Annotated in this window: 20 protein-coding genes and 1 pseudogene; 3 read left to right on the top strand and 18 right to left on the bottom strand. The window is 67.5% G+C overall.

All coding sequences use genetic code 11. The annotated features are described in order from the left end of the window. Window positions 1-935, bottom strand: a pseudogene (locus ITP53_RS19110) (hypothetical protein); the annotation flags it as partial. Between the two features lie 2,615 nt (window positions 936-3,550). On the opposite strand from ITP53_RS19110, the gene ITP53_RS19115 reads away from it, so the two are divergent. After that, window positions 3,551-4,105 (top strand): NUDIX hydrolase, encoded by a 555-nt coding sequence (locus ITP53_RS19115; RefSeq protein ID WP_195896769.1) that lies wholly within the window; start codon window positions 3,551-3,553, stop codon window positions 4,103-4,105. A gap of 83 nt (window positions 4,106-4,188) precedes the next feature. Here the strand turns inward: ITP53_RS19115 and ITP53_RS19120 are convergent, their stop codons facing one another. The 16 genes from ITP53_RS19120 to ITP53_RS19195 all read right to left on the bottom strand — a co-directional run bounded on the left by ITP53_RS19120 (window position 4,189) and on the right by ITP53_RS19195 (window position 15,824). After that, the gene (locus tag ITP53_RS19120; RefSeq protein WP_195896770.1) at window positions 4,189-4,830 is read right to left on the bottom strand and encodes a mycothiol-dependent nitroreductase Rv2466c family protein; all 642 of its coding nucleotides are present in this window, start codon (window positions 4,828-4,830) and stop codon (window positions 4,189-4,191) included. A gap of 49 nt (window positions 4,831-4,879) precedes the next feature. Beyond that, a complete protein-coding gene (locus tag ITP53_RS19125; protein ID WP_195896771.1) occupies window positions 4,880-5,545 on the bottom strand; it encodes a 3'-5' exonuclease in 666 nt (221 codons plus the stop codon). A 91-nt stretch (window positions 5,546-5,636) separates the two neighbouring features. Then, window positions 5,637-6,602 carry a phosphoribosylaminoimidazolesuccinocarboxamide synthase gene (locus tag ITP53_RS19130; protein ID WP_195896772.1) on the bottom strand — a complete coding sequence of 322 codons (966 nt, stop codon included), beginning with the start codon at window positions 6,600-6,602 and terminating at the stop codon, window positions 5,637-5,639. Between the two features lie 23 nt (window positions 6,603-6,625). Beyond that, window positions 6,626-7,405: an HAD family hydrolase gene (locus ITP53_RS19135; protein WP_328815040.1), complete on the bottom strand. Its 780-nt coding sequence runs from the start codon at window positions 7,403-7,405 to the stop codon at window positions 6,626-6,628. Next, window positions 7,363-8,133, bottom strand: a complete 771-nt coding sequence (locus tag ITP53_RS19140) for a nucleoside/nucleotide kinase family protein (RefSeq protein ID WP_195896773.1) — start codon at window positions 8,131-8,133, stop codon at window positions 7,363-7,365. Before ITP53_RS19140 ends, ITP53_RS19135 begins: the two co-directional genes overlap by 43 nt. 61 nt (window positions 8,134-8,194) lie before the next feature. Next, window positions 8,195-9,301 carry a DegT/DnrJ/EryC1/StrS family aminotransferase gene (locus tag ITP53_RS19145; protein WP_195896774.1) on the bottom strand — a complete coding sequence of 369 codons (1,107 nt, stop codon included), beginning with the start codon at window positions 9,299-9,301 and terminating at the stop codon, window positions 8,195-8,197. Then, a complete protein-coding gene (locus tag ITP53_RS19150) occupies window positions 9,298-10,335 on the bottom strand; it encodes a radical SAM protein (protein WP_195896775.1) in 1,038 nt (345 codons plus the stop codon). Before ITP53_RS19150 ends, ITP53_RS19145 begins: the two co-directional genes overlap by 4 nt. Next, complete coding sequence (locus tag ITP53_RS19155) at window positions 10,325-11,044, bottom strand: dTMP kinase (protein WP_195896776.1); 720 nt, start codon at window positions 11,042-11,044, stop codon at window positions 10,325-10,327. Before ITP53_RS19155 ends, ITP53_RS19150 begins: the two co-directional genes overlap by 11 nt. Next, window positions 11,041-11,868 carry a class I SAM-dependent methyltransferase gene (locus tag ITP53_RS19160; RefSeq protein ID WP_195896777.1) on the bottom strand — a complete coding sequence of 276 codons (828 nt, stop codon included), beginning with the start codon at window positions 11,866-11,868 and terminating at the stop codon, window positions 11,041-11,043. The genes ITP53_RS19155 and ITP53_RS19160 overlap by 4 nt, the downstream gene beginning before the upstream one ends. Then, window positions 11,852-12,379 (bottom strand): phosphoribosyltransferase, encoded by a 528-nt coding sequence (locus ITP53_RS19165; protein ID WP_207756128.1) that lies wholly within the window; start codon window positions 12,377-12,379, stop codon window positions 11,852-11,854. Before ITP53_RS19165 ends, ITP53_RS19160 begins: the two co-directional genes overlap by 17 nt. Continuing rightward, window positions 12,376-13,023 (bottom strand): GTP cyclohydrolase I, encoded by a 648-nt coding sequence (gene folE / locus ITP53_RS19170; protein WP_195896778.1) that lies wholly within the window; start codon window positions 13,021-13,023, stop codon window positions 12,376-12,378. The genes ITP53_RS19165 and folE overlap by 4 nt, the downstream gene beginning before the upstream one ends. 51 nt (window positions 13,024-13,074) lie before the next feature. Beyond that, window positions 13,075-13,827 carry a 7-carboxy-7-deazaguanine synthase QueE gene (locus ITP53_RS19175; protein ID WP_328815045.1) on the bottom strand — a complete coding sequence of 251 codons (753 nt, stop codon included), beginning with the start codon at window positions 13,825-13,827 and terminating at the stop codon, window positions 13,075-13,077. Next, window positions 13,794-14,243 (bottom strand): 6-pyruvoyl trahydropterin synthase family protein, encoded by a 450-nt coding sequence (locus tag ITP53_RS19180; protein WP_195896779.1) that lies wholly within the window; start codon window positions 14,241-14,243, stop codon window positions 13,794-13,796. Before ITP53_RS19180 ends, ITP53_RS19175 begins: the two co-directional genes overlap by 34 nt. Window positions 14,244-14,271: 28 nt before the next feature. After that, entirely contained in the window at window positions 14,272-14,652 is a 381-nt protein-coding gene (locus tag ITP53_RS19185; protein WP_195896780.1) for a hypothetical protein, read from the bottom strand. Window positions 14,653-15,034: 382 nt separating this feature from the next. Next, window positions 15,035-15,451: a hypothetical protein gene (locus ITP53_RS19190; RefSeq protein ID WP_195896781.1), complete on the bottom strand. Its 417-nt coding sequence runs from the start codon at window positions 15,449-15,451 to the stop codon at window positions 15,035-15,037. Window positions 15,452-15,551: 100 nt separating this feature from the next. Then, on the bottom strand, window positions 15,552-15,824 hold the full coding sequence (locus ITP53_RS19195; protein ID WP_195896782.1) for a hypothetical protein: 273 nt from the start codon (window positions 15,822-15,824) through the stop codon (window positions 15,552-15,554). A gap of 603 nt (window positions 15,825-16,427) precedes the next feature. On the opposite strand from ITP53_RS19195, the gene ITP53_RS19200 reads away from it, so the two are divergent. Together ITP53_RS19200 and ITP53_RS19205 are read left to right on the top strand one after the other, a co-directional pair. Then, the gene (locus tag ITP53_RS19200; protein WP_207756129.1) at window positions 16,428-17,594 is read left to right on the top strand and encodes a hypothetical protein; all 1,167 of its coding nucleotides are present in this window, start codon (window positions 16,428-16,430) and stop codon (window positions 17,592-17,594) included. A 24-nt stretch (window positions 17,595-17,618) separates the two neighbouring features. After that, the gene (locus ITP53_RS19205) at window positions 17,619-18,098 is read left to right on the top strand and encodes a hypothetical protein (RefSeq protein ID WP_195896783.1); all 480 of its coding nucleotides are present in this window, start codon (window positions 17,619-17,621) and stop codon (window positions 18,096-18,098) included. 478 nt (window positions 18,099-18,576) lie between these two features. On the opposite strand, the gene ITP53_RS19210 is transcribed toward ITP53_RS19205, so the two are convergent. Then, window positions 18,577-18,765 (bottom strand): hypothetical protein, encoded by a 189-nt coding sequence (locus ITP53_RS19210; protein ID WP_195896784.1) that lies wholly within the window; start codon window positions 18,763-18,765, stop codon window positions 18,577-18,579. Window positions 18,766-18,807 lie beyond the last annotated feature (42 nt).

An 18,807-nucleotide genomic window follows, 5' to 3' on the forward strand; every position in this document is an offset into this window, starting at 1 on the left:
CGGTGCACCGAGGCGACCCGCGCCATCGCCATCTCCAGGCACCCCAGCGCCATCACATCGTTGCCCTCGGTCTTGGCCAGGGCGACCCCGCCGAACAGATCGGAAAGCTCCGCCAGCTCAGCCCGCACCCGCACCCAGGCCGGATCATCCGCCGTCGGCTCGGACACTGGCCCAGACGCATCAGGCTCGGACACGTCAGGCTCAGACAGCGGCCTAGTCACCGGCTCGGATGTGTCAGCGTCGGCAACCGGGATCGGTGCGTCGTCGGCCGGGTCAGGACCCTCGCCGGGCGCGTCATCGCCGGTCACATCCTCCGGCAGGTCCGGCATCTCCTCGATCAGGTCCTCCTCGCCGGTCGGCTCGGCCGCCGGGGCGGGCTCGGCCGAATTAACGGCGGCGGCCGGGAGCGTCTCCTCCGGCGCGGGCACGGTGTCAGCGTCCGGGATGGCGCTGGCGGTGCCGGTGGCGTCAGCATCCGGTACGGCGGGCGCCGTCTCTGGCATATCGCCATCCGAGGTGCCCGGGGCGGTACCGTCCGAGGCGATGGTGTCCGAGGAGGCGGCGTCACCGCTGCTGACGGTGATCGGGTACCACCGGTCGGCGGCGCGGCCCCGCGTCTGACCGTCATTCAACCCCGGCTCACGGCGAGCCCGCCCCTCGGCCTCGAACTGGTTGAGGATCTTGCCCGCCACCATCCGGCTCAGCCCGGCCGCCGCCCCGATCACCGTAGCCGACCCACCCGGCTCGGCGTTCAGCGCCGCCCACGCCGCCGTCACACGCCCGTCCGTGTCCGTGCCGGGGTCGGTGTCCGGGGCAGCGGCGTCGGGGCCGTCAGGGGCCGCCACAGGCCCGGCGTCAGCGGGAATCGCGGCGGCGGTTTCCGCGTCAGCGGGGACGATTTCAGTAGCGGCAATTTCCGCGATGTGAATAGCCATGGCGTGACGCCCTTTCCGGTTGCATCACCGGCCCCCGTCCGGGCCGGTGCTTTTTCGTTTGCATCACGACCATCCCTCGCACAAAACGCGGACGGCAAGTCGACCGGGCCATTTTTTGTATCACCCCAACGGCTGGAGAGGCTAACCTAACAAAATAACCACTGATCTGCGGAAACATCTCGCGAGAAACTCACGGGATCAGCTTGACGTCACACGCGCGTCCGGCTCTTCGCCTTTTCGTCGGACCACGGCGAACGATGCCCGAATGCCGCGCGAAAGAATCTGCGAGAATAATATGCATCCCGGTTGACAAGCGTTGTTGATCGAGCCCTCATTGAATGAGGTGGTAACACCGCCGACACGGCACCGGAATAACATGCCCGGGACATCGAAAGGCACACCACATGGCACACGCCAACATGACCGCCGCCCGTCCCATCGTCAGCCCCCGGCAGCCCGCGCTCACCGACCATGGCCCCGAATGGGCGATCACGAGGGACCCCCGCTACGTTCAACCCGTCATCGTCCGCCCCGACGCGGCGACGACGGCAGTCTCCTCGAAATCTGCACCTACGAGGAGATGCTCACCTTGGGCGGCGAATGCGACCCCATCGAATGCAACCCCGGCGAAGACGCCCCCACCTGCCCGGCATGCACGCCGAGCGCACAACCCGACTCGACATGATCGCCGCCCACATGACCGACATCCTGGGCGACTACCACCGCGACCGACACGGCAGGGTGAGGGGCATGTACGCGGCGATGTCGGCGACGACGCGGGGGCCAGGGGAACCGTCGGGTGTTGGGGGTTGGCGGCGCGAAGGCGTCACCCGTCACACGCGCCGGTCACACGCGTGCGACGCACCCATGACGACCTCAGACGAAGACGCTGCTCGCCGCTCAGACCGAGGTCACCACCGAGACCGGCCCGCGGCTAAGCCGCGAGCCGGCCAGACTGCTGGCAGTCCAAGAAGAACCAAGGGATGCAGGCAAGCCGCTGCCGCCGCACAGGACACGAGCAGCACGACCAGCCCCTTCACACACGCGCACACATATTCAAAGGACTCGTCCTTAGACGAGTCGGGCCGCCCACCGCACCGTCCGAAACCGGGAAGACCTGCGAAAACAACACCTGAGAGGGGTAGCGGCCTTAACCGCGGCAGGGAACGCCACCCCTATTTCCAGTACGGAAATCTCCCCCCATCCGACACACCTTCGCTGCCGCACACGCCCCGATAGCGAACGCGGGAACCGAGGTCGGTGCGGCCGCTCCCCGGCCCCAGGAGTGAGGCGGGCGGCGAAGAGAACCTGCTCACCCAGCACCTTCTCGGCAAGGGCCTCACCAGGGCCGGCCGGGCCGGCAACCCCACGGTGGGCCACGGTAGGAGCATCAGCGAGAGAGGACGGGAAAGTAGCAGATGATGGGAACCACGCCGGCAGAGGAGGAGGCAGCACGTCAACGTGCCCGCACATATATTCAAGGAGTCGCCTTAAGGCGATTCGGGGCGGCCATCGCAACAGCCGAAACCCGCCTAACCTGAGCAGATGGCACACCGATGGGTGTCGCGCTCTTAGCGGCGACACTGAGCGCGACAACAAAAAGCGACACCGAAGGCAACACCGAACAACGCCCCGCCCATGCACCCGCAACAGCGACCGCGACACCCCAAACGGACTCAACACCCATCTCCTCGTCTCAGGCGGTACGTTCGCCTTGCCCCATCAGAGCAACGCCATCCCAGCCCGGTCGATCCGCTCAGCACCCCCTCTGCATCGGGCGGACGGACCGGTATCGACACCCACCTCCGCGCCGCCTGTCAAGCCTGAGCCCCGATCAGACATGCGTGGGTGTGGTCTCGGGCCTCAGCAGGGACAACTACGGCGGGAGACGACGGGGCTCGGCGATGACGAGGCCCGTCCACGCCTACCGTCCCGCCCTGGCGAGTTGGACCACCTGTTTCCCGGGCTCGCGCACCTGACGGTGAGCGGCCCCGACGCCTGCCCCGCGCCCACATCGCCCATCCATGCGGCCACCATGCCACCCGCGCCGGATCAGAGGCGGCAACCGCCCACGTGCCCGTCCCTGACCGTTCGGCGGCCAACGTCGCTGACGGCGGCGTAATTGGTCTGGCCGAGGTCAGTGAACGACCACGTGGACGAGTGCGCACCAGGACTCTGCTGACGGCGGGCGGAGCCGCCGTCGTCGAACGCCTTGATAACCCTAGGCAGCGCCGGGGCCAGCAAGCTCGGCGGCCAGTCGGACTCCTCGCCTCACACCATGGACGTTCTGCCAGACGCCACCGGGAATCGTGTCCCGCGCCTGGTCTGCCACAGCCCGAGTCCAGCGTCTCATCCGCCTCCCTTACCGGACCCACGGGCGTGTCGCGGGTGGCTGGCGAGTTTCTGGTTTGCTAAGCGGAGCATGTGACGGCTGTGCCACGCTGCTAGTTCGACAGCGAGCGCGGTCACACCCATCGTGGAGTGGCCGCAGCGACCGGCGCAGTAGGGACCGCTTGATGATCATTCGTAGGAGCTGACTGTGTCGGTGCCCGTCGTCTACTTCCGAGCAGTCGGTCGCGGAGAGCGTTGCTCTCGGGGCGGTGGGGAGGTGCCCCGTGGCGATCAGTGACTCAGACATCTCGAGCACATTGACCGCATACCTTGAGCAGCACCCGGACGAAGCCGCGCTGCTGTCTGAGCCGGTACGACTGCTGTCTCAGGGAGGGGATTTCGCCTCGCGGCGGAATTTTCGGATGCACGTGACCGTCGGAGCGCTGCTGGTCCGAGGCGCCAAGATCCTGCTTGTCGAGCACCTTGCGTACGGGATCCCGCTGCAGCCCGGAGGCCACCTGGAGCCGACCGATACCACGCTGATCGACGCGTCAGTGCGCGAGTTGACGGAGGAGTGCGGTGTCGACCCCGGCCAGGTCTTCCTTGCGTCGCCGACCCCCGTCTACATGGAGTACGGCGCGGTTCCGGCCCGGCCGGCGAAGGATGAGCCGGATCACTACCACTTGGACATCGGATACGCGTTCGTGACAGATGCAGACGTGGGGCGAATTCAGGAGTCCGAAGTGAGCGGGGCCGCCTGGTACCCGCTCGCCGACGCCGAGCGCCTTGTCGGGCCCCGCATTGCGCGGGCGATCAGCTGCCCGGCTCGGATCGGTTGACCGGGTCCGTCGAACGCTTGCGGTCGGCACCAGAGCCGCTGTTCGCCACCTCAGTCGGCGTCGGTCGCGCTGTGGGTGCCCACTCACTCAAATGACGGTTTGACGCTCCGGTCCCGGCTCCGCTTGAGCTCGAAGAAGCCATCCGTCCCCGCAACCAGGACGAGGCCGTCCCAAAGACGTCCAGCAGCTTCACCGCGGGGAGCCGGTGTGATCACGGGGCCGAACAAGGCCGTGCCACCGATACGGAGAACGGGCGTCCCGACATCGAGGCCGACCTCGTTGAACGCCTCGTCATGCGAGGCTTTGATGAGCTGATCGAACTCCGTGCTGGTGGCAGCTGCGGCCAGTGACTCGGGCAAGCCCGCCTCAGCCAGAGCTTCGGCGATGACTTGGGGGTCGTCGCGACGTCTTTGATTGTGAAGCCGGATGCCGATGGCGGTATACAGCGGTCCGAGGACGCCACGGCCAGCGTGCTCGGCGGCTGCCGCGCAGATGCGCACTGGACCCCATGCCTTCGTCATGAGGTCTCGGTATTCGGCGCTGAGTCCCTTGCCTTCGCGCTGGACGAGGTTCAGGTGGGCCAGCGACATGATCCGCCATTCGGCGCGCACCGGCCGGACTCGCTCGACCTCCAGCAGCCAGCGCGAGGTGATCCACGCCCAGGGGCACAGTGGATCGAACCAGAACGGGACCTCCTCGCGGTCCGTCTGCTCCTTGATCATCATGGTGAGCACCGCTTCCCTTGGGCTGGTTTCGCATATGCCTGTCGGCGGGTTAGATGTCGAACAATCCGCTTTGAGCGGGCATGTTGCACTTGGCCGTGCGGCCCGCGATCTTCACCAGAGCCGCGAGATCGCTGAACTGAGCATCCCCGTCCACGGCGCTGATGAGCTGGAGGAACACCTGCGCGGTGACACCGACGTCGGCGTAGGCCCTGTGGCGATCCGCCGGCTGCTTGATGGCGAAATGCGCCAGCAGCGTGTCGAGTTTGTGGTTCGGCAGGCCTGGGACGAGGTATTTGGCGAGCGGGATCGTGTCCAGAAAGTCAATGCGGGCCAGCACCGGGCAGTGCTCGCGCTGGTTGTAGATGAGGTTGGCTTCGGTGGCGGCGTGTTGAGCCACCAGCAGGTACTGCTTGCCCGCGGCGAAGCGCCGATCCAGTGCGCTCAGCGCTTCGGCCGGGGTGGGAGCCTGCCTGACCTGCTCGGGCGTCAAGCCGGTTTGTGCCGTAACGGCCGGCGTCACCGGGGCGAACGCGGGCGGCCGGATAAGAGAAGCGAACGGCCTGCCGGCCGCCGTCCATGCGCCATGTTCGTAGCGAAGGGCGAGAGCGGCAACCTCGATGGGCTGGGCCGGGTAGCCCTTGGGGGTCGTCGCCTCGAAGTCGATGACAACGAACGTCGTTGCCAGGAAGGCGGGGTCGTCTGTCAAGCCGCCCATGTATCCACCGTTCTCGCAGGTTCCGCGGCGTTGCTGGCCCGCGCCCGCCACATCAAGAAGAGCATGCCTGCGTACCAGCCGTTGTGCGCCGTCATCGACCGATGAGGCGGGCGACAGACTGCGTGGCGGCATTCAGGTCCGGCGCGTTCCAGAGGTACTCGCCCGTCCAGGTCTCGCTCAGGGACCGATACAGATCCGACATCACCGGCAGAAACTCGGGCGGCAGTGGTGCCGGCTGCGGCCACCGGCTTCTGGGTACGCCCTCGGCGATCAGCTTGCTGACCGGTACCTCGAGTCCGTTGTCCACGTACCAGTTCCGCAGGACCTGCTTGCCGCAGTGCATTCCGTTGTACATCAGGCGGCTTTCGTCGGGTGTGCCGGGACTGTCGGCAAGTACGATGCGCGCGGCGCTCGACACCAGGTACTCGGCCTTGCCGTCGCAGTGGCTCAGCCCGAGCTTACGTGCGTGGCCGGTCAGGACCTTGTTGACCTTGACGGTGGTGTCGCGCATGGTCTGGAACTGTTCGTCGCTCAGGCCGGCGAGGCGCTGGGCCTCGGGCCCGCCGATGAACCGGTTGATGTCCTCCAGCATCGTTGCGTACTCGATGAGGGGATTCTGCAACTTGTCCCCGACCTTGGGGATGCCCGGGAGCCCGATCTCGGCCGGTGTCAGCGCGCCGGTTGCGAGCCGGCGGTGCACGGAACTGCCTTGCGGGAGTTCGTTGCGGAAGAGGACCTGCACGGGTATGAGGTAGTTTCCGGTTTCCGGGATGAGCGGCTCGGCGTTCGGGGCAGGGAGACGCGCGAGATCGAACTCGATTCGGTTTGGGGCGATGAATCGGCGGAAATGGGTTGGCACGCCCGCCGCCTCCAGCATCATGAAGTTGAAGACGGCCATCCGGCAGATCGCCTCCCCTTTCCCGGCAATCTCGTCCGGCATCCTGCCGTAATGGAACACCGTGTACGTGTCGGTGTACTCGAAGACTGCGACGCCCTCCCTTGTGGCCGTGGGGGGTTCGATGATCTTCAGGTTCTTGGTCGAGTGGAGGACGGGCATCGTGCTCTCCTGGTGCGATGGCGTCACGTCGTCATCCGGCGGAATCTGCTGATTGTGGTGGGCATTGGCGCCGCCGCCTCTGAAGCGAAGAGGTGGGCGGTTCTCTCGGCGCCTTTGCAGGTGGGGGTTAGGTGGCCGTCAGCCACCGTGATTACGTGCATGTCGGCTGCGCGTGCGGCGGTGATGCCGTCGGGAGCGTCATCGATGGCGAGGCAGTGGTCCGGCGGGATGTCGAGGCTTCGGGCAGCCTCGAGATACAGGTCAGGAGCCGGCTTGCCATGTGTGACGTCTTCTCGCGCGACAACCGCTGCGAACTCGTCCGTCAAGCCCAGAGCGTCGAGCCCCGGATGGACGAGAAGCTGGCTGGCGCCTGACGCCACGGCGCAGGGCAATCCAGCACGGCGCGCGGCGTGCAGGAGGGAGACGACGCACGAGATGGGGGTGATGTGGTGCATGGTGGCGAGCAGGTGGGTGCGGCTGTGCCGGATGATCTCGTCGTGGGTCAGTTGTCGGCCGCCCGGTAGTGCGGCAAGCAGGTCGTGGATGGACAGGCCGACGTGCCGGACGTACCAGTCGTGGTTCAGGTCGACGCCGTGTGGCCGCAGCGCCAGTCGCAGCGCGTGCTCGTGAACGGGTGTCGTGTTGGCAAGGGTTCCGTCGAAGTCGAAGACGAGGGCGTCAACGTCGTCGGGTATCGCCGGCGCGCAGCAGTAGCTCGGTGAAGTCGTTGCTGGGCAGGTTGAGGGGCGGCAAGCCTCGTTCATGCCGCCGCCGATTCCTCGCGGTGGCCGCAGCACATGCACCGGCCTCCCGAGCCCTGCCACGGCTCGTGCAAGCAGCCCAGGCTGGTCCCGGCGTCGTGGATCCATGCCCGGATCTGCTCGGCAGCCTCGTACTCGTCCATGCTGCGCCGGTCCACGACGCGGTGGCGTGCTGGATCGGTGGCGGGGAGCCGTTCGTAGAGCGCGCATGCCTCCCGCATGAACGTTGCCTGCTCGGTCGTGAAGATGCGCCGGTCGCGCCGCTGCGCGCGTTCGACGGCCTCGCGGGCGTCGTCCGTGACGAGGATCGTGAGGTCGGGCGGGGGCCGGTAGCAGGTTGCGAACTCCAGCAGGGAGGCTGCCGTCTCCAGAGCGGCGTCTGGGTCCATCGGGTGCAACTGCAGAGCCTGGCAGACCGCCGTGGTGTCGATGCTGCGGCCCTCGACGACGGTACGCCCGTTGGACAGTTCGGGAATGATCGTGTCCAGGTCATACCGTTTGATGGCCAGCAGGATCAGAGCCTCGGCCAGGGGAGTGCCCCCACGCAGGAACGGGTCCCCAGTGCTGGCCTTACGCAGGGCGCGGAGCAGTGCTTTACCCAGTCCTGGACGTTCGCTCGCCTGCTGGGAGAACGCCTCCATCATCAGCGGCTCGCCGTCGAGGGCTCTGACAGCGCGTGTGGTCAGATACGTCTTGCCGACTCCGGTGACGCCCTCGACGGAGATGAGTGGGCCTCGCGTGCAGGAGTGGCGTACCGGTGTGATCATCATGCGGTGGGTCCGTTTGGAGGCGAGGGCAGCGCGTTGGAGGAGCGGGATTCTGGGGCGTCGGTCACGTGGTCCATGCGGCGGCCTCTTTGGCGATGGTGGCGGCGTAGCGGTCGAGTGTGGTCTCGGTGTCGCGTTCGGTGAGGCTGATGGCGAGTGTGTGATCGAGGATCTGGGCGGCGCCGCGGCAGGGTTGGTCGCGGTCGGTGAACATGGGCCGGGTGTCGCAGGGGACGAGCTGAAAGCTGCCGGTGGAGTTCGGCACTCCCTGCTGTGCGAGGTGTTCGGCGAATGCTCGGGGGTTCGGCAGGTCGATGTGAAGTAGCGGGGCGAAGCCGTTCCACTTCTCTCGCGTCGCTGGCGCGAGGGCGATCAGGCCGGGTGCCTGCTCCAGGGCATGCAGCAGGTGGCGGGTTTGTGTGCGGCGCAGTTCGACCAGGCTTGCGAGGCGGCGGAGGTTGGCCAGGGCGATCGCGGCGAGCGGGGGAGCGAGGCGGGAGTTGGTTGCCAGGCGGCTCAGTGGGGCCTCTCCCGGGGGAGCCGGCTGCCAGTGGCTGCGGAAGGCGGTCGCGTGCTCTGCCACGTCGCGGCGGGCGGTGAGCAGGAAGCCGCCCTCGCCGCTCCAAAGGATCTTGCCGTCCTTCATGCTGAAGCATCCGACGGTGCCGACCGTGCCGGCCCGCTGCCCGTCGCGCGTGGTGCCGGCGGCCTGCGCGGCGTCCTCGATGATGGCGAGCCCGTGCTCGGAGGCGAATGCCGCCAGGGTCGCCGGGTCTCCCATCCGACCCCACAGGTGCACCGGGATGATCGCCCGGGTCCGCGAGGTGACCTTGCGGGCCGCGTCGTCGTAGTCCAGGTCCAGGGTGGCTGGGACGCTGTCGACGAACACCGGCGTTGCCCCGAGGGCGTCGAGAGGTGCCACGGTCATGACGACGGTCAGTGCCGGCACCAGGACTTCGTCGCCTGGGCCGATGCCGCAGGCGGACAGCGCGGCGTGCAGGGCCGCGGTGCCGGAGGCGACCGCGACGGCGTGCGGGACGCCGAACGCCTCGGCCAGGTCCCGCTCCAGTTGTCCGGTGGCGGGGCCGCCGCTCGGGTCGGGCATCTGCCCGAGCACGACGGCGAGCTGCTCTGCGAGTAGCTGCGTATCGGGGATCGGAGGGAGCGTCATCGGATGGCCTTCGCGTTCAGCATCTGCGGCATGTCGAGCACGAGCGGCCACATGTTCACGCAGTCCCGGCTGAACAGCGAGCAGTTAGTGCACGCGGGCCGGTCGGCGAAGAGCGTGCGCGCGTCGGCGTCACGGATGCTGCGCCGGTGCTCGGGCGGGGTGGCGGCGATCCGGCGGTCGGAGGGACAGTCCCAGACCGAGCCGTCGGGCTGGATGAAGAACAGGCGGGCACCGCCGAAGCAGTTGGGCACAAGCGCGCCCTCTTGAGTGGAGATGGCGGCGACAAAGCGCCGTGCGTAGGAGGGGTCTGGCAGCGCCAGGCGGCTCGGTTCGTTGTAGAGGCGAGCGAGTTGTTCGGCCACGCCCGGTACGTCTTCACGGCGGTGGGCCAGCTCCGCGAAGAGCTTGTGGTCGGGCGTCAGGGAGATCGGCTGGGGAACGTAGTAGTCCACACCGAGCTGGTTGGCCAGGCGGGCCATGTCGGTGATTTCCTGCGGGCGTTCCCGCATCACCACGGTGTAGATCCCTACCTGCGGCGTGTGCCGGTCGCCCCGGGCGTTCAGCAGGGAGCGGATACCGGACAGAACATCGTCGTAGCCGAAGCGCCCAGAACGGGAGGGGCGTAGCCGATCATTGGTCCGGGCGTCCGCGCTGTCCAGAGAGACCGAAACGCCGTCGACGCCGAGCGCGATGAGCCGCTGGGTCACCGGCGGGCGGGTGAGCGGGATCCCGTTGGTGGCGATCACGACCTGACAGCCTGCCTCTTTGATGAGTTCGATCACCTCCAGCGTGGGAGGCCAGTCCAGCGGTTCGCCGCCGGCGATGACCACCCGCTCGATCGGCGAGCCGGCCAGGGTCCGGGCGAACTCTCTGAGCGCTCGGGGCGGCAGGTCGGTGCGGGACAGGTGCGACAGGACGCCGACCTCGATGGGCGGAGCCTGTTTGTGTTCTTCGATCGTGCCGAAATAGCAGTGGGGACAGGCGAAGGCGCAGGGCGAGCGCAGGCCCCAGAGCAGGGTCGTATCACGCGGCACGGTTGGCCTCCCGCTGCTTCATGAGGTCCTGCACGACCGTGCCCACCGCTTCGGCGACTGCCCGAGCGGACTGTCCGGCGGTGTCGATCACGGTGTAGCGGCCGGGCTCGGCGGCGGCCAGCCCGGCGTAGAGGGCGTCGGCTTGCTCGATCACACGTCGATCCCGTGGTGTCAGCGTCCGCTCAATCCGGTCGGCGAAGCGCCGCATGCACACCTCCCGGTCACCAGTCAGTAGGACCGTGGCGTCGGGCTGGGGCCGCCACCGCGACATGGTCGAGAGCACGTGCCGTGCGACGTGCGCGGGATCGGCTTCCGGTACGTGCTCGCAGAGGATCGCGGCCTGGTAGACGGCGACGGTGTCGACGCCGCGGTCCTCGATGACCACCGTGGGCGTAATCGGGTAGAAGACGGCGAGGCGTTCGACTTCGCGGATCTTCAGCGCGAGCAGGGCCAACGTCTCCGCGACTGGATGTCCGGTGCGCAGACAAACGTCGTTTTCCGCGGACAGGGCGGAGATCACGTCTCCAGTCAGGGTGTTGCCGGGCTGGTCGGTGAGTTCGTCCAGCAGCAGACACCGCTGGCCGAGATGGGCGGCGAGCGCACGAGCCGTGCTGGTCTTGCCGACGCCGTTGATGCCCTCGATGGTCACCCACAGCGGCCGGCGGGGGGCGAGCCCACGGCGGGGCGCGGGGACAACTGCGGTATTCATGCGGGCCTCCGGCAGACGTACAGCAGCTCGGTCGCCCTCGTCGGTACGGACACCGTCGAGACCGTGTCCAGCAGCGCCGTGGGGATGCGCACGGCCAGGTCGCGGTACCAGTCGGCCGCACCTTGCCCGAACCGTTCGGTTAGCTCGCCGGCCACGACGTCCGGTTCGGGCGGCAGCAGGCCCATCACGTCCTCAATGACCAGGCCCGCCTCACCGACGACCTGCTCCACCTCCTCTCGCGACCACTCGTAGACGTGGACGCGATACTGCAGAGGCCGAGGCGGCGGGCCGAACGCCTGCGGTGTGGACAGGAACAGTAGCCCGCCAGGCGCGAGCGCCTGTGCAGTGCTGTGCAGGCTGCGCGCAGCGAGCTCGAAGGGCAGATGCTCCAGCGCCGAGGTGTACAGCGCCACGTCGAACGCGGGCAACTCCGGCCAGAGCTCGGCCACATCGCATTCGACGAGTTCCACTGGGAAGAGCTCTCCGTATGTCTCGCGCAAGTACGCGATCCGTTCCCGGGCTTCGTTCAGGTTGGCGGGGCTGATGTCCAGTCCGACGTACCGGTCGATCTGTGGCGCGTAGCGGTGCAGCAGCGGCAGAGCCAGCCCGCGGCCGCAGCACACGTCCAGCACCTTCGCGCTGGGCGGGCACCGTTCGGCGACGATGAGGTGCTGCATCAGGTTCATCAGCCCCGAGGCCTTGGCCTCTCCGCGATGCAGTGCCGCGTAGAAGTCGTCCATCTGGTTGGTGCTGTACGGGCCGATCATGGGAGTCCCGGGCCGGGTGCGGAACTGCTCGGGAAGCTGATCAGTGCTCGTGCTCATCGTTGCTCTCCCAGGGGAAGATCACCCACCCGTGGGTGATCGTGCCGATGTAGGTGACGGCGGCCTCAGCCGGGAGGCGGCCGGTCCAGTTGTCCTCGTTCATCACGCACACCGCGCTCCGAACCCGGCTGGCGCCTGCGTCGGTGACCAGTTGTGCTGTTGCGGTGAGGGTGTGCCCGGTGCCTGCGACGTCGTCCACGATCAGGACGTCCAGGCCGGTGAGGTCGCCGAGCGAGGCTGGGTTGACGGTCACGGGCTTTGGGGTCTTCGTGGCGTTGGTGCTGTTGTCCGTGGTGTGGGTCACCTCCACCGCCCGGACATCCCGCAGCCCGAGCCGGTGGGAGAGGCAGACAGCCGGAACGGCGCCACCGCGCAGGACCGCTACCAGGGTCTGGGGGATGCCGTCCACCCTGACCGCCTCGGAGATCCAGCGGACCAGCTCTTCCATGCGAGGCCACAGCAGGTGCGTGATGCCGGAAGGCACCACCGCCGAGGGCCTGATCGCCATCATGGCGCCCCTCGTCGGCCGGCGAGGGTGAGGAACTGCTGGGAGAGCAGCGGATCGGTCCTGAACCGGCCGCCGGCCTGCACAGTGGACGTACGGGCCGTCTCCATCCGGACACCACGCATGCTCATGCACAGGTGCACGCCGTGCACCGCGACGGCCACGTCCTCGCTGCCGATGGCTGCGACTACGGCATCGGCGAGCTGGCGGGTGAAGCGCTCCTGCATCTGGAGCCGCCCGGCGTAACGCTGCGCGATCCGGCCGAACTTCGACAGCCCCAGGACAGTGCCGTCAGCGAGATAGCCGACGTGCGTGTCCAGCTTCATCGGCAGCATGTGGTGCTCACACAGGGACCACACGCTCAGCCCTCCGACCACGACCAGCTGGTCGCTGGCGAGGGTCTCGGTGAAGCACGTCGCCATTGCAGAAGGGTCAGGCGACAGGAAGTCGCGCCACCAGGCCGCGACGCGCGAGGGCGTGTCCAGCAGGCCCGCGCGGCTGGGGTCCTCTCCCAGAGCGATGAGCAGCTCGCGGACCAGCATGATCACGTAGGGCGTGTCTATCGTCGGGCCCGGTACGTCATCGGTCGGCTGTGAGACGGCTCGGCCGGGATGCGCCGTATCAGAAGGCCGCACGGCGTCCGTGGTCATGGTCTTTCCTCGCTTCCAAAGGCTGGGCCAGGAGATACGGAGCGGTGGCTGTCACCGGCCACGTTCGTCACCCCAGAGCAGGACGTGCAGGCGAAGTGATAGCGACCAGCCACGGGAGATGACCGCCTCGGCGAGCAACTGGGCGTGGCCCAGTACGCGCTCGGTGGTGACGCCTTCAGGCATCACCCACACCTGCTTCATTGCGAAGCGCTCGGCGAGCTCGGCGATCTCGTCCAGGTCGGCCATGTCTCGGGCGACGAATTTGAACACGGCCTGCCCGGCAGCCGACAGCGTCTCCAGGACGGCGGCCTTGATGCGCAGGTTGGCTGGAAGGCCGGAGTTGGCCAGCTTGGGAGAGACGTTGAAGCGCAGCCCGTCCATCAGCAGAGCCGGATCGGGGGCAACGGTGCCGTTGGTTTCGATCTCCATGCGGCGGCCGGCCTGCAGCAGCGGCTCGGCCAGCGCAGCCAGGTGGCGCTGTTGCAGGAGGGGTTCTCCACCAGTGACAACGATCAGCGTCACCGGGTGGTCCAGTGCCCACGAGACCAGATTGGTGACCAAGACGCGCTCGCTCTGCTGCCGTAGGTCGAAGCGTGCGGTGTCCCACGTGTACGGTGTGTCGCACCAGGTGCATGACAGGTTGCAGCGGGACAGGCGGATGAACAGCGCGGGCTGACCGATGCTGGGCCCCTCGCCTTGCAGCGTCGGGCCGAAGTGCTCGGCGATCAGGAGCGCCGGAGCGTGAGACGGGGCAGACTTCGTTGCGGCGATCACCTGGCGTTCCCGACCGTGCAACGCGCCCACGTTTTGGGGGTCTCGCTCACGGTGACGGCGACCAGTCGCCCTGCGATGACCGGTTGCACGTTGTCGAGGAACCACCTGACCAGGTGGAGGGCCAACCGCTCCGAGGTCGGCTCGACGTCGAGCACCTCGTTCAGGTCGCGATGGTCGAAGTGCTCAGCGAGGTAGGCGCTGAACGGCAACAGGTCGCCGAAGTCGGTGACGAATCCCGGGCCAGCGAGCTCGTCGGCGGTGAGCTCGACGGTTACCCGGTAGCTGTGACCGTGCAGGCGGGCGCATTTGTGCCCGTCAGGTAGCCCGTTCAAGCGGTGAGACGCCTCGAAGGTGAAGGTCTTGCCGATGGTCAGGCCGACGCCGTCTGGGCCTCGCGGATCATGGTGCGGTCCAACGTGGGTGAGGGAGGGGCGGGGCGTTGTCATCGTGGTCTCTCCGTTCTGCTGCTGGCCGTCACGACGGATAGCGACGTGAGGCGGCTCGTGCGGCGGGGCGGCTTGTGGCCGCGGGGACGTGGTGCTTGTGGGCGGCGCAGGACGGGCCCGCGCATTGAGGGAGGGACGATAAGCGGGCGAACCGGCGCAGAATGGGCAGGATGGGAGCGGTCCACCACAATGCGGCGGCGGCGAGGATCATCAGGGGTGGGCCGGCCGGGCCGTAGGTGTCGCGATACTCGCGTTCCCTGTGCCAGTACGCCCGCTGTCGCGCGCGGCAGCCCCGGCACATCCGCGAAGGGTCGCCCTCGGCGAGCAGGGCCCGGGAAACCAGGGTCGGGCGGATGCCCAGCAAGGTCAGGGGTCCCCACACCAGGCCGATCCACTGAATGACGGTCACGACGCCACCCGGCGCTTCCGCTTGTCGTGGCGGTAGTGGACGTGGCAGCCCACCAGGTGGTTCCAGACGAGGAGGGCTTTGAGGTGCGGACCTCTGCCGGTCTCCAGGCGGTTCCCTTCTCTGCTCCACCGCGTCACAACGCCCTCGCGGCCTTCGTGGAGCAGCGTGTATGCGCCGCAGCACGAGGACTCTTGCACCCACACGAAGACATCCGATCTGGGAATGTACGGTTCCCACTTGAGTTGCACGTAGATCACATCCGGGTGACGTGGCGGCCAGACACGGAGACCGGGTGAGGTTCGGCCAACCGCCGCGCCTGCTAACGGGCCCCGTGATCAGAGGGGGTCGAACCGTCTGCCCCAGGGCGTTCCGAGGACCGGTGTCAGAGGACCGTGCCGAGCTTGCGCCAGTCGTCTCCGGGCCTTCGAATGTCGCCCGGGTGCTCTAGGTCACGCACCGCGTAGTCGTCGCCGTCCCCGATCATGGCGTACTCCAGGCCCGTGCCTTTGACCAGCTCGAACCTGTCGTCGTCCACGTCGATGTCGTGCAGGTCCACCCTGGCCGGCGACTGAGCCCTTCCGCCGAGCCTTCTCTGGCCGATGACCGCACCCAGCCTGCGGAAGTCGTCGCCGGCCCTGCGGATCTCGACGGCCGGGAGGTTCTTGTCGCGGACGGCGTAGTCGTCGCCGTCCGCGATCACCGCGTGCTCCAGACCCGTGCCTTCGAGCTGCGCGAACGTGGCTTCTTCCACGTCCATCGCGTACAGGTCGGGCTCGAACAGTCTCTGTGTGCTGACCATGGGGTCTCCCTCGGGTTGTTGCTTCGTTGTTGCCGGGCGCCGGCCCCGGCCTGGATCCCCGACCCGCCGAAGCCGCACGCGACGACGGGCCGGGGAGGCTTCATGGGTGACGGCCGGTCATGTCGTGAATGATCGCCATCTGGTTGCTCAACTCCGCCATGAGTGCAACAGGGTTCCCGCGCTCCAACCGTGGCCGCAGCCCGGCGGCCAACATCTCCACCGAGAGCTGCCAAGACGGCACGGCCCGCCAGATCCAACCGGTTGAGAAGACTTCGTAGAAGATCGTCCACTGCGGGTAGGTGAGGCGGAGTACCGCGAGCTGACGGTCACGCATGTCCAGCTCAAGCCATGCCTCGATCACGGTCGAGGCCATCTCACGCTCCGCCGGCGAACAGAAACGGACCGCCCGGCTTGCGTTGGGCGCGTATGACCGGCCGCGAGCTCAGGTAGGCAGCAGAGCTCGCGTGGCTGAACCGCGCGTGCCTACCCTTCCCCACAGCGCTGGGCGAGAGGACGAGCCTCGCCGTGGCGCGCAGACCACCGCAGGCTGGGCTGCATCGAGAGCGGCTTCGACTGTCCCAAGCCGTCAAAGAGGAAGAAGTTTCTGTGTCCGGGTGCACAGATTCATCACAACGCTGAGTAACAGAGCGCGAACAGGTGGCGTTGGGGGACACTAGGGGACGCGAGCGTGTCACCTTCCCTGATGAGGTGCGACGGCATGACCGACGAGACTGGCCTGCCAGCCTGGGCCGAACGCATCCGACACGAGCGCCGGCAACGCGGCTGGTCTCAGAAGCAAGTGGCCGTCCACCTGTTCAAAGCCGCCGGTGACGAGATGGCTTTGGCGGAATTCGCGTCGGTCCTGCGGAGGGTTAAACGGCACGAAGCGGGCAAGGGTCGTCCTCGTGATCCGTATCCCCTTCTGTACTGCCGCGCATTCAAGATCCCAGAGGCTAAGCTGTTTGAGCGTCCGGCGTTGCCGGAGGTCACGACCGATGAGAGCGCCGACGACGACGCGAACTCGGTCTCCTCGCCCTCCCTCCCTTGGCTCTGGGAAGCAGGACCGACAGTCGATGCCATCTACGACATCACCAAGAGCGACCTCATGCTGAACCGTCGCGAAGCGGTCAAGGCGCTGGCTATCACGGCCGGGCTCCCGCTCGTCGATCCGGTACAGCGCTGGCTCGCGCACCCGCCCCCCGCGCCCTCCCCGTCCGACTACAGCGGACGGATCGGATTGGACGAGGTCGCCCAGTTGGAGCAGGCGGCGAACGTCTTCCGCACATGGGACGACCAGCACGGCGGCGGGCTCGCCCGTAAGGCCGTGATCGGGCAGCTCAACGAGGTGGCCGACCTGCTGCGCGACAGCCACCCCCACGAGGTGAGCGTGCGCCTGTTCCACGTGATGGCGCAGCTTTCGAAGATCGCCGCCACCATGTCATGGGACTGCGGCATGCAGACCGCGGCGCAGAAGTACTACGTCATGTCTCTGCAGGCGTCCACGCCCGGCCAGGACAAGCCGTTCGGCGCGAGCGTCCTGGCGTCCATGGCCCGGCAACTGCTGTACCTCGACCAACCGCAGGACGCGCTAGAGCTGATCCGGCTCGCCCTGGACGGAGTCAGGTCCACGGCCACACCTCGACTCCGCGCAATGCTGCACACCCGAGAGGCGTGGTCGTACGCCAAGATGGGCCGACCCGAGTCCTTCAAACGCGCCACGGGCAACGCCGAGGAAGCATTCAGCGAGATCGGTTCCCGCGACCCCGACCCGGACTGGATCGCGTACTTCGACGCCGCCGAGCTGGCCGGGGTGACCGGCGGCCGATACCTGGAGCTGGCCCACCACGACAACCGGTTCGCAGGCGACGCCCTCGACCACATCCGACAAGCGGTGGCGCTCCGGCAACGTTCCAGCATGCGCAGCCTCGCGCTCGATCAGGTCGGGCTCGCCTACGCCCACCTCATCAGCGGCGACCTCGACGAGGCCGTGACCGTGGGCAACGCCGCAGCCGACACCGCCGGGCAAGTCCAATCCGACAGAGTCAGAGTGCAGCTCCGCGAGTTCTATCTTGAGATCGAGACCCGGAAAGATCCCATCGTGGCTCCCCTTCAGCAGCACATCCGCGAGACGCTGGCACGCTAGAAACCGGCGCTCAGGAAGGACTCGATGATGCGTATCGGCGTGACCGGCCACATGAACCTGACCCCGGCGACGGCCCGCCTCGTCTCCGACGCGCTCCGCGCGCACCTTGCCTCGTTCACCGGAGAACTTGTGGGCGTGTCCTGCATCGCTCGTGGGGCGGACAGCCTGTTCGCTGACGCGGTGCTCGCGGCCGGCGGATCGCTGGAGGTGGTGCTGCCATCGCGGGACTACCGGCAGACCAAGGTGAAACCGGATCACGCCGAACAGTTCGACCAGCTCATGCAGGCGGCGAAGACCGTGCGTCTCATGGACTTCGACCACGCCAACCGACAGGCGTACGAGGCCGCCAACGAGGCCGTACTGTCATCGGTCGATGAGCTGGTGGCCGTCTGGGACGGACAGCCCGGTACCGGCACGGGCGGAACGGCCGAGGTCGTCGCCGAGGCGCGCAAACGTGGCCTCTCCGTAACCGTCATCTGGCCCGAGGGAGCCACGAGAGAGTAGGCGCCATGGGATCAAGCTTGAGATTTACGCCCGACCAGCCGCCGTATTAGACCTCAGCACCGACACCGCTGCCCGCCGCTACCGCGCGACGGCACCTCCCGCTACTGGAGAAGGTGCTGGCCTACCTCATCTCTCTGTCGCGACCGGGTCCACATCGACGGCCAGGAGGCGCCAGGCCAGACCCACCGATGAGGGATGGACGGCGGGGCACGGTAACAACGACGTCGCGTACGACGTCGCGGCCCCTTGGCCGTGCTGTCCCTCGCCGCCCGGCACAGCGTCCAGGTGCCGGAACAGTACGACGCTATCGCAGTGTTCACATGCTGGTTGGACGCCTTCGGCTGCCTCTACTGGAGCACCCACGATCAGCTGTCCGAGGCCGAGCCACTTGTGGCGTTGATTGCGCGTCCCTCCTGGTGCGACGGAGAGCCCAGCATCGCCAACGCCCCAGCAGTTGGCCGCAATCGCCCTGAGTAACCTAGCCGGTCGGCTCGCGGCAGAAGACACCTGTCGTGCGCGTGCTTGCCGACTCGGCTTGTCTCGGCCGGATCACCGACGCCTTGCTGTGCCATGGCTGGGCCGGTCTGCTGACCATCTCACCCCGCGACAGCACCACTCCGGACCGGTTCATCCCCTCGGTTTCGGCGCGCGAGATCACGTTGGTCATGGCTTTCAGGGCGCCACCCGCGCGGATAGCAGCGACATAGAG

It is taken from the genome of Nonomuraea cypriaca (assembly GCF_015645445.1).
GTDB classification, from domain to species: Bacteria; Actinomycetota; Actinomycetes; order Streptosporangiales; family Streptosporangiaceae; genus Nonomuraea; species Nonomuraea cypriaca.

What these genes read in the sequence shown, in the direction of transcription:
- ITP53_RS19180 (WP_195896779.1), bottom strand. Translation starts at nt 14,243, where the DNA reads ATGACAACGCCCCGCCCCTCCCTCACCCACGTTGGACCGCACCATGAT.
- ITP53_RS19140 (WP_195896773.1), bottom strand. Translation starts at nt 8,133, where the DNA reads ATGATGATCACACCGGTACGCCACTCCTGCACGCGAGGCCCACTCATC.
- ITP53_RS19205 (WP_195896783.1), top strand. Translation starts at nt 17,619, where the DNA reads ATGATGCGTATCGGCGTGACCGGCCACATGAACCTGACCCCGGCGACG.
- folE (WP_195896778.1), bottom strand. Translation starts at nt 13,023, where the DNA reads ATGACCACGGACGCCGTGCGGCCTTCTGATACGGCGCATCCCGGCCGA.
- ITP53_RS19210 (WP_195896784.1), bottom strand. Translation starts at nt 18,765, where the DNA reads ATGACCAACGTGATCTCGCGCGCCGAAACCGAGGGGATGAACCGGTCC.
- ITP53_RS19190 (WP_195896781.1), bottom strand. Translation starts at nt 15,451, where the DNA reads ATGGTCAGCACACAGAGACTGTTCGAGCCCGACCTGTACGCGATGGAC.
- ITP53_RS19165 (WP_207756128.1), bottom strand. Translation starts at nt 12,379, where the DNA reads ATGATGGCGATCAGGCCCTCGGCGGTGGTGCCTTCCGGCATCACGCAC.
- ITP53_RS19125 (WP_195896771.1), bottom strand. Translation starts at nt 5,545, where the DNA reads ATGGGCGGCTTGACAGACGACCCCGCCTTCCTGGCAACGACGTTCGTT.
- ITP53_RS19120 (WP_195896770.1), bottom strand. Translation starts at nt 4,830, where the DNA reads ATGATGATCAAGGAGCAGACGGACCGCGAGGAGGTCCCGTTCTGGTTC.
- ITP53_RS19145 (WP_195896774.1), bottom strand. Translation starts at nt 9,301, where the DNA reads ATGACGCTCCCTCCGATCCCCGATACGCAGCTACTCGCAGAGCAGCTC.
- ITP53_RS19155 (WP_195896776.1), bottom strand. Translation starts at nt 11,044, where the DNA reads ATGAATACCGCAGTTGTCCCCGCGCCCCGCCGTGGGCTCGCCCCCCGC.
- ITP53_RS19195 (WP_195896782.1), bottom strand. Translation starts at nt 15,824, where the DNA reads ATGGCCTCGACCGTGATCGAGGCATGGCTTGAGCTGGACATGCGTGAC.
- ITP53_RS19160 (WP_195896777.1), bottom strand. Translation starts at nt 11,868, where the DNA reads ATGAGCACGAGCACTGATCAGCTTCCCGAGCAGTTCCGCACCCGGCCC.
- ITP53_RS19130 (WP_195896772.1), bottom strand. Translation starts at nt 6,602, where the DNA reads ATGCCCGTCCTCCACTCGACCAAGAACCTGAAGATCATCGAACCCCCC.